The organism is Microbispora sp. H10836 (genome assembly GCF_012999525.1).
In the GTDB taxonomy this organism is placed as follows: domain Bacteria; phylum Actinomycetota; class Actinomycetes; order Streptosporangiales; family Streptosporangiaceae; genus Microbispora.
The window spans coordinates 282962-291861 of sequence record NZ_JABBWU010000011.1; the positions used below are offsets into that span (position 1 = coordinate 282962).

General features: G+C 63.7%; 6 protein-coding genes and 1 pseudogene. 4 read left to right on the plus strand and 3 right to left on the minus strand.

Features of this window, described 5'->3' with window-relative positions; genetic code table 11:
* Positions 1–29 precede the first annotated feature (29 nt).
* Positions 30–1346 carry an NAD(P)/FAD-dependent oxidoreductase gene (locus tag HHX30_RS21800; RefSeq protein ID WP_169983800.1) on the minus strand — a complete coding sequence of 439 codons (1317 nt, stop codon included), beginning with the start codon at positions 1344–1346 and terminating at the stop codon, positions 30–32.
* Between the two features lie 565 nt (positions 1347–1911).
* On the opposite strand from HHX30_RS21800, the gene HHX30_RS21805 reads away from it, so the two are divergent.
* Positions 1912–3465 carry an ATP-dependent endonuclease gene (locus HHX30_RS21805; protein WP_169983801.1) on the plus strand — a complete coding sequence of 518 codons (1554 nt, stop codon included), beginning with the start codon at positions 1912–1914 and terminating at the stop codon, positions 3463–3465.
* Positions 3466–4149: 684 nt separating this feature from the next.
* On the opposite strand, the gene HHX30_RS21810 is transcribed toward HHX30_RS21805, so the two are convergent.
* Positions 4150–4902: a PaeR7I family type II restriction endonuclease gene (locus HHX30_RS21810; protein WP_169983802.1), complete on the minus strand. Its 753-nt coding sequence runs from the start codon at positions 4900–4902 to the stop codon at positions 4150–4152.
* A gap of 166 nt (positions 4903–5068) precedes the next feature.
* On the opposite strand from HHX30_RS21810, the gene HHX30_RS21815 reads away from it, so the two are divergent.
* Positions 5069–6712, plus strand: a complete 1644-nt coding sequence (locus HHX30_RS21815) for an Eco57I restriction-modification methylase domain-containing protein (RefSeq protein WP_211592319.1) — start codon at positions 5069–5071, stop codon at positions 6710–6712.
* A 72-nt stretch (positions 6713–6784) separates the two neighbouring features.
* Positions 6785–7345: an NUDIX hydrolase gene (locus tag HHX30_RS21820; protein WP_169983804.1), complete on the plus strand. Its 561-nt coding sequence runs from the start codon at positions 6785–6787 to the stop codon at positions 7343–7345.
* Here the strand turns inward: HHX30_RS21820 and HHX30_RS21825 are convergent.
* Positions 7326–8543, minus strand: coding sequence for an XRE family transcriptional regulator (locus HHX30_RS21825; RefSeq protein WP_169983805.1), 1218 nt, complete (start codon positions 8541–8543; stop codon positions 7326–7328). The genes HHX30_RS21820 and HHX30_RS21825 overlap by 20 nt on opposite strands.
* Positions 8544–8665: 122 nt before the next feature.
* Here HHX30_RS21825 and HHX30_RS21830 point away from each other — a divergent pair.
* Positions 8666–8900, plus strand: a pseudogene (locus HHX30_RS21830) (hypothetical protein); the annotation flags it as partial.

Genomic DNA, 8900 nt, shown 5'->3' on the forward strand with positions numbered 1-8900 from the left:
CCGGCGGCGGCCAATCACGGCCGCACGTCCTACCCCCGGGTGAGGACACGCAGGGCGACGCGGGGACGCAACAGGGCCGGGGTCGGGTCGAGGTAGCCCGCCACGCGCCAGAAGGCGTCGGCCACGGCCACGTCGGTCGCGCCCACGCGGTGCAGTCTCGCCACGTAGCGGTTGATCAGACGGGTGAGGAGCGGGCGGGGCCCGGTGATCTCGGGCAGGGCCAGGTCGCCCGCGGCGGACAGCTGCCAGGCCGGATCGATGACCTTCGCCGCCGCGCGGTAGAAGCGGTGGGCCAGGTCGCCGCGCCCGGCGGCGAGGCAGGCCCGCAGGGCTTCGGCCTGGAGAGAGGCCACGGTCATGCCCTGACCGTAGATGGGGTTGAAGCTGCACAGGCCGTCCCCGAAGACGAGCAGACCCTCCGGGTACGCGGACAGCTTCTCGTACCGTCTGCGGACGCTGGAGGGGAAGGCGTGGGTGACCGGGTCGGAGAGGCGGTCCGACCTCACGATGACGTCGTGGACGTCGCGTGGGGCGATGGTCCCGGCGAAGTCGACCAGCGCGTCGGGGTCGGTGGGCGGATGGTCGCCCGCCATGCCGGCGACGGTGAGCAGCCAGCGATCTCCCTCGCAGGCCATGAAGGCCATCCCGCGCGTGCGGCCGGGGACCGGCCCGACCAGGACGCCCTGCTCGGGCGTGAGAGCGCCGGGGGGTGTGCGGAAGAAACAGCTCACGTATTTGATGCCGACCTTGATGCGTTCCTCCGCCGGGGCGGGATAGCCCAGCCGCGAGACCCATTCGACGGACCGGCCCGACCGGCCGAGGGCGTCGACCACCAGGTCGGCCTCGACGGTCTCCTCCTGACCGCCCGCGCCGGAGCGGCGGACGAAGCGGGCGCCGGTGACCCGGCCGGCGGAGGCGACCAGGCCGGAGACGTCGCAGCCCTGGACGAACTCCACACCGGGCAGGGCGGCGACCCGGCGGCGTACGGCGTGTTCCAGGGTGGCGCGGGTGGGCTGGAGCATGACCGGTCCGGGGCGGCCGCGGGTCAGACGGTGGCCGGAGACGACGAACCTGATCTGCCGGGCCAGCTGGGTGTGCGGCACCCCCGCCAGGCCGAGCTCGCCGGCGAGACCCGGGAAGAACGAGCCGAGGACCTGGGAACCGCGCGGGAGCAGGACGTGGACGTGCCGGCCCTGCGGCACGCCGCGCCGGTTCAGCGGCTCCGCGGGGAGCTCGTCCCGTTCGACCAGCGTCACCCGGGCGTACGTCTCGGTGAGCGCCCGTGCGGCGAGCAGGCCGCCCATGCTCGCCCCGAGCACCACGGCGTGACCGGTTGTACGTCCCATCGCGCACCCCTGCCGCTGGAGAACATGCCAGCGTCATTGTGTGGGCGGCCGCCCGAGGCGTGAATCCGCGAGAGTGCGGTCTTGTCCGTCCTTCGGGTACGGCGATCCGGCGACGGCACGCCACGCGAAAATGGAGTGCCGGGCCTGGAAGGCGGCATGTAGCCTCTCCGCGAAGTCGGGAAGGGGACAGCTGGTGGGGCACGTCGAGGTCGGGCAGCCGACTGTCAAGCTATAACCCACATAGCTCGCCCCTGTCCGGTCGTCCCGTCTGCCGTCGCACCGCTTTCAGGGCAAGCGGGCCGGGGGGCAGGGCGCAAGGTGGAGCGCCCAACCGGACGAACGACCTTGCGCCCTGACCCTCGGTCTGCTCGGCTTGCCCAGGGGCGACGGCTGGCGGGACGACCGGCCTCCCACCTCAGCCCGCTACGGTCTTTCGGCAACGTGAGCGGGCCGCTCCCGGAGCCGGAGCCCCCGCCGGAGGCTATAGGCCCTTGCGTGGGTGAGACAGGTAGTCCCAATCGGGACGCCTTTACCTACGGCTTGTCGTTAGCTACCATCTGCGAGCATGATTATCACAAGCGTCGCTATTGAGAACTACAAGAGCTTCGAAAGTAGCGGGCCAATCGATCTTGACCGAATCAATGTGTTAGTGGGCAAGAATAACGCGGGAAAGTCTGCGTTCATCCGGGCTATTCGCCTCATGCAGGAAAACCACAATGCCCAAGCGGGGGATATACGCCTGTGGGCAAGCGGATGCACCTTGGAGTTTAGGCTTGAACATGTGTCCCGCAGGTACTTCGATTGGTCTCGTCAGTTACCTGATTCACCCGAGGCGACTCTTGTGCTGCAGTTAGACAGGATGGCGGACTCAAGGAATCCGGTTATGCCGACGGCGCCCAGGCTTACCTTCTTGCAGGGAGGCGCGGCGAACGTCGGGCTTGTGCCGGCGCAGGAGCCGAGAAACTTTCTCTATACGTACCTTGCGAAGCGAAAGGTGGTGGAGTTTGATCGAACAGTAGATATTGACAGAACCCGGGGCGTACCAGACGATCTACGCTACCTCGTGTCAAAGGTTGCGAGACTGGCGAATGCTTCCCATGAAAGGTCGGGGGAGTATTCCGCTTTGTGCCGTAAGGTTCTCGGGTTCGAAGTAAGCGCTCACGCTGCTACGGGTGGAATGCAGGCGGGAATTCCCATAGGTAGGTTCGACCATATCCCGATTGAAGCGATGGGCGAAGGGGTGTCAAGCCTACTGGGTTTAATAGCGGATCTGTGTATGGCGGATGGCAACCTATTCCTAATAGAGGAATTGGAAAATGATATCCACCCCGAAGGACTCAAGGCGATCCTCGAAGCTATAGTTGCGAAGTCTCGAAATAATCAATTCATTATCTCAACTCACTCCAACATAGTAGTGAAGTATCTAGGCTCTGCGCCTGGCAGCAAAATTCTGTCCGTTACTTCTAGCTATGACAGTGCTGGGCTGCCGAAATCGCATATCCGGCCTATAGAGCCGACTCCGGAAGCTCGCATGGTCGTTCTTCGCGATCTAGGTTACGAGCTGTATGACTTCGACCTCTGGGAAGGCTGGTTGATCCTGGAGGAGGCGTCAGCGGAAGTCATCATCAAAGACTATCTCATTCCCTGGTTCGCACCTAAACTTTCTCGGCTCAGGACTTTATCGGCTAACGGGACAGGCAGGGTTGAGGCCACTTTCGATGACTTCCGTCGACTGTTTCTCTTCACCCACCTCGAACCACAGTACCGAGGGCGGGCATGGGTGGTTGTGGATGGCGACGCTACAGGGCAAGCAGTGATTGAAAAGCTTCGGGACAAGTATCAGGGTTCTTGGCCGGTTGATCACTTCCGCACGTTCGAGGAGTCCGATTTCGAGCTCTACTATCCCAGTCGCTTTACCGATCAGGCGACGGAAGTTCTTGCCCTGCCGCACAAAGAAAAGCGAGTAGCGAAAAAGGAACTACTCGAAGACGTGAAGGAGTGGTGTGATCGGGATCCAGCGACAGCGAGAGGTGCATTTGAGGAAAGTGCGGGAGAGGTCATTCGCCTTCTTCGTGAAATTGAAGAATCCCTCTTCGGTCGTCACCTCGGCAGTCGGTAGCGCATCAGAAGTCGGATCACTATCGCAATTTCTCTCCCCCCGTAGACTTCCCCACGCATTGTACATGCCGGTCCGATGGGGCCAAGCTTAGGGAGCCTGCCTCTAAGTCCGCGCTCTAGGTCAGCAGAGGGTGCGCTGCCAGCGCGGCTTGTCGATGAGCCGGGACAGCCTGTACAAAGAGCGCTGTTCGAGTAATGGGGTGTGCCTCAATCTCATCGAGTCTCGAAGACGCTGTGAACAGTAAAGAGGAATTGGTGGCACCTCATCCGCGCGGGGAAGGTGACACTCTCTTCGCGAGATTGCTACCAGGTCTCCTCGGCTCTTCCGGCGCCGACATCTCCATGTGGAGTGTCGAGCATGGAAGGGCCTTTTCTATGGCTGAGGCTCGGCAACCGGTTGGGCGGGGACGGCGGAACGCCGAAGGCACCCGAAGGGCGAGCGAAGCGAGTTCCGCCGGCCCCGCCGCCGCGCGTTTTGCAGGCTGGGCGGTGGCGCGGGCCCATCGTCGGTGGGTTCGTTTGGTACGGCGCGGTTGTGACGCGGTGCGCGGCCCGAGTGCGGCCCCGGCCGGGACCGGCCCCCAGGCCGCATGCCCGGACGGGTGCCGCGACGATGGGCCGTTGCGGCGGCGCGGCACGCGCCGCCGCCTTGATTCTTATTAGCGCTATTCGGCAGTGCTGCGGGTCACCTGGCTCTGCGCACGGCATTCACGTACTCCACGCGGCCTCTGATCTGCACGCCGAACGCCTCTGCGGTGGCGGTCGCAAGGGGCTCAGTGTAGGTGATGCCTTCCTCGGTGCGCTTCGTGGCCATAAACCATCCCGCTTGGTAGACGCCATCACCGATAAAACGCTTCACCATCTCCTGATATCGCTGATTGTAGGACATGCCCTTGAACGCGGGGTCTGTCGGGAACAAAGCTCGGACCGATCGGTTCTCTTGCTCGGTTTCGCTTGTCTCCTGCAGCACGAACACGTACCCTAGCCACGGCGGGACCTGCCCAAACGCTTCGTTTTTCGTCTGTGCGGCATGGGTATCCGTTGCCGTGCCTAGCGCTTCCTCGAATCGGTTATTGATATTCTTGCCGACGCTGCCGACTTGAGACTTGAATTCGATCGCCGCAACTAGGATTTCGTCGCAAACCACAACTAAGTCCCACTGTTTGCGTACTCGGTAGTAGCCGGGAAGATATGGCTGTCGCTCGATAATGCAAGTCTCGGGAATTCCGGCTTTAATAAATTCTTGTGCGACTAGTTTGGTGATTGCGCTCATGTGGCCATTGGCTCGGGCGGAACCACCTGCCCGTCCCTGGTCATCAAGTGCGGCTTCCTGTGCTCCTCGCGTGGTCCAGAACGCTTCGACTACCCGTTGAACGTCTTCTCTGTGCACGCCTGGTGTTCCCCTTGGCCCGACCTCATGGGTTTCGATGGCGATCAAGAGTACAGGCGGGCAGTCTTCTCAAACCACAGTCAAGTCTGTGACCGGGGCCGCTTTACCCCTGATCCTGGTTGTTCGACAGGTGCCTGTGCGACTGTTGATCACCACAACCCCCTAAGGTGGCGATATGCAACCTCTCGTCCCAAATGCGGGCATCGTTCCCTCGGTGGCGCTCGCTGAGATCCCCGACGAAGCGGTAGAGCACGGAGAGGTGTTCACCCGCCGATGGATCGTTGAGATGATCCTTGATCTCGTGGACTACCGGCCCGATCGGGACCTGTCGGCGCTTCGCCTTGTCGAGCCCGCCTGCGGAGCCGGGGCCTTCCTCGGCGTCATCGCGCGGCGCGTGAGCGAGTCATGCCGCAAGCGTGAGCGGCCTCTCCTTGACGCGTTGGGCGCTGTCCGGGCCTTCGACCTGCTGCCCAGGAACGTTGCCAAAGCGAGAGACCTGGTCACCGGGGTTCTGTCCGACGAGGGATGGGACAGGGGGGAAGCCGAAACGGTGGCTGATGCGTGGGTTCACCGGGCTGACTACCTGCTGGGGCAGACAAACTCAGAGCAGGTTGATTTCGTAGTGGGCAACCCTCCCTATATCCGACTAGAGGATGTACCCGAGGACCGGACGAGTCTCTACCGCGCGTTGTATCCCACCATGGTGGGAAGGGCGGATATATACATCGGCTTCTTCGAGGCCGGCCTACGCTCGTTGCGTGACGGCGGGCGGCTCGGCTTCATCTGTGCTGATCGTTGGATGCGTAACCAGTACGGCAGAGAGCTCCGCCGGTTGGTCGCCGACGAGTTCGCCGTGGACGTGTGCGTGACCATGCACGATGTGGACGCCTTCGAAGAACAGGTTTCCGCCTATCCGGCGGTGACTGTGATCCGACAAGGCCGCCAGGAGTCCGCGGTAGCGGCGGACACAACGCGAGACTTCGGTGAATCCGCCGCGCACGAACTCACGGCATGGATCCGGGGCGGTGAGGACAGCCCAGCGCGGGCGGCCTCCTACCAAGCCGCACGCCTACCCCATTGGTTCTCAGGGTCGGACCTGTGGCCGACAGGCTCTCCGGCGCGCCTTGCCGTACTGGAAGACCTGACGGAGCGGTTCACAGTCATGGGAGACCGCGCCTCGGGCGTCAGGGTTGGCATCGGCGTTGCGACGGGTGCGGACAAGGTTTTCATCACCCGTGATCCCGATGTGGTCGAGGCTGAGCGGCTGCTTCGGCTGTCGATGGTGCGCGACACCACGAGCGGGAACTTCGAGTGGTCCCGGCACTACCTCGTCAATCCCTGGGGTACGGACGGTGAGCTAGTCGATCTGGACAAATATCCCAAGCTCCGGGTCTACTTCGAAAGGAACGGCGCTGCACTGAGAGGCCGTTACGTTGCTAAGAAGAACCCGGAGAAGTGGTACAAGACCATCGACAAGGTCGAGCCCGGCCTTGCTCAGCGCCCCAAGCTGCTGTTCCCCGACATGAAGCTAAGCAGCCATCCTGTTCTCGACAAGGGCGGCTACTACCCACATCACAACCTGTACTTCATCACCTCCGCGACGTGGGATCTAGAAGTGCTCGGGGGGCTCTTACTCTCCAAGGTGGCGGAAGCCTTCGTAGACGCATACGCGGTGAAGATGCGTGGAAAGACGCTCCGATTCCAAGCTCAGTACCTTCGACGTATCCCTGTGCCACGTCCTGAGACTCTCACCGTCGAGCAGCGGTCCCGGCTGATCGACGCCTTTCGCAAGCGAGATGTCCAGGCAGCGACCTCGGCCGCGCTAGATGTGTACAGCCTGACCGGATGGCCCGACTAGGTGAAGCCAGCCGAAAGCCCCGAATCGATCTTCTGCATGTACGGCGGAAGCTCGGGGCTGTAGTTTCGCTGTGTGGCTACCAACGAAGAGCGGTCGCGGTGGGTCGTGCATGGTGAGCGGCTGATCTACGACAACGAGTGGATCCGCCTGGGCCTGGTCGACGTTGAGATCCCTGACGGGGAGCGCTTCGAGCATCACGCGGTGCATCTGGGCCGTGCGGCCATGACGGTGCTGGTCGACGACGAACATCGCGTGCTGATGATGTGGCGCCACCGCTTCCTCTTCGACCGGTGGGGCTGGGAGCTGCCCGGGGGCCTGGTGGAGGTCGGCGAGGACCCGAAGGACACCGCCGTGCGCGAGGTGGAAGAGGAGACCGGTTACCGGCCCAAGGAAATCGAGCATCTGATCACCTTTCAGCCCATGGTCGGCATGGTTGACTCCGAACACCTCGTGTTCCTCGGACGGGGTGCCGAACTGGTCGGTGAGCCGGTCGGCGAGGTGGAGGCCGATCGGCTGGAGTGGATCCCGATGAAGGAGATTCCAGACATGATCGCCCGTGGGGACGTCTGGAACTCCGGGGTGTTGATCGGGCTGCTGTACGCGCGGGAGCGGCTCAACGGGTCGCGCGGGTAGCGGCCCGGGTCAGTTCAGCGATGCGTCGGGCGTGCCGGCGAGAGCCGATCATCGTGGCGAGTTGCTCGGCCCGGTAGAGGTGCGGTTGAGCGGCGTCCACTTGGCCCATGGCGAGCAGGGCGTGAGCGAGGTCGCAGCGCAATCCGGCCTCGGCCCGGTTATAGGTGCCGTCCATGCCTGCGAGAGCTGAGCGTAGGTCCTCGACGGTTTCGGGATCACCGAAGCGGACGAGGCAGTTGCCGCGCCACCGCGCGAGGTGGTGCCGGTTGAGGGAGACATACGGCAGGCTCGGGTCCGCGTCTCCTTCGGGAAGTAGTGCGGCGGCCTGGTCGAGAGCGGTGCGGCAGGTCGTCTCGTCCCCGAGGACGGCGGCGGCCTCTGCTTCGGCGGCGGCGAGCCATGTGCGTAGGTGGCTGGGGACGCGGCGGTCGTATGAGGCCCGGGTGTACTGGAGGAGTTCGGTGGCCTCTGCCGGCCTTCCGAGGTCGGCCAGAACGTATGCCTGCTGGCCGCAGGCGTAGGCGAGTAGTGCTGGGTCGTCGGTTTCGCGTGCTGCGGCTATGGCGCGCTCGTGGTAGTCCCAGGCGTCGTTGAGTGCGCACGTGTCGATGGCCTGCCATCCGGCGAGAGCTGCCGTCTCGGAGAGCACATGCGCCAATTTGACGCGTATACCGGGTCGTATGGCGTGATGGTGGGCGCGCTCTATTTGGGAGATTTGGGCGCGCATTTTGTCGGCGATGGCGGCGCTGCCGAGTCGGCGGTCCAGTAGGCGCAGGTTGTTGGTGTCGGTGCTGAGGATCATCACCATTGTCGAGTCGATGGCGGCGGCGGCTTCGATGCGGGCGGTGAGTTCGGCGGTTTGCTCCTGGTGCTCGTCGCCGTGGTTGCCGGTGGGTGAGGCGATGTCGAGCGGGGCGAGGCCGAGCAGCATGCGGGCGTGGTCGGGCAGGCCGAGGCCGGCGGCGATGCGCTCATAGACTTCAAGGTCGGTGACCTGGCGCTGCCCGCGCATGTGCAAGCTGATGCGGCCCTGGGCTATGCCGGTGGCGGCGCTGAGGCGGACCTGGCTGGCCCCGGCGTACTTGACCGCCAGACCGAACAGACCTGCGATGTCGCGTTTCTTCAGGATTTCGCGGCTTTCGTCGCGGTCCCACACCCAGTCGGGTAGCTGGATCGGTTCGAAAGCGTTCCCGTGCATTCCGGCCTCCGGTCGTTTCTCCCGGGCTGGTGGTGCATCGCGTCTGCTGAAGACCCTATATCTCCAATGGATATATCCCAGGGGAATAGGACTGGATTCCTTGGCGATCCATTCTTTTCGGCATGACCACACCAGTTAAGTGCACCGCGTGCGACGGGCGCGGCTGGAAGATTGTCACCCGGCGCGGACAGGTGGCGGCCGTGTCGCTGGGGCTGGCGACCTCGTCGCGGGAGGACTGCCTGTACTGCGACGGCGGCCAGGTGCCCGTGGAGATGTTCGAGTGGGAAGTCTTCCTCACGGGCAACGGGACCGACGAACTCGGACCGTGCGGGACCAGTGCTCAGCAGGCCGCCTCGA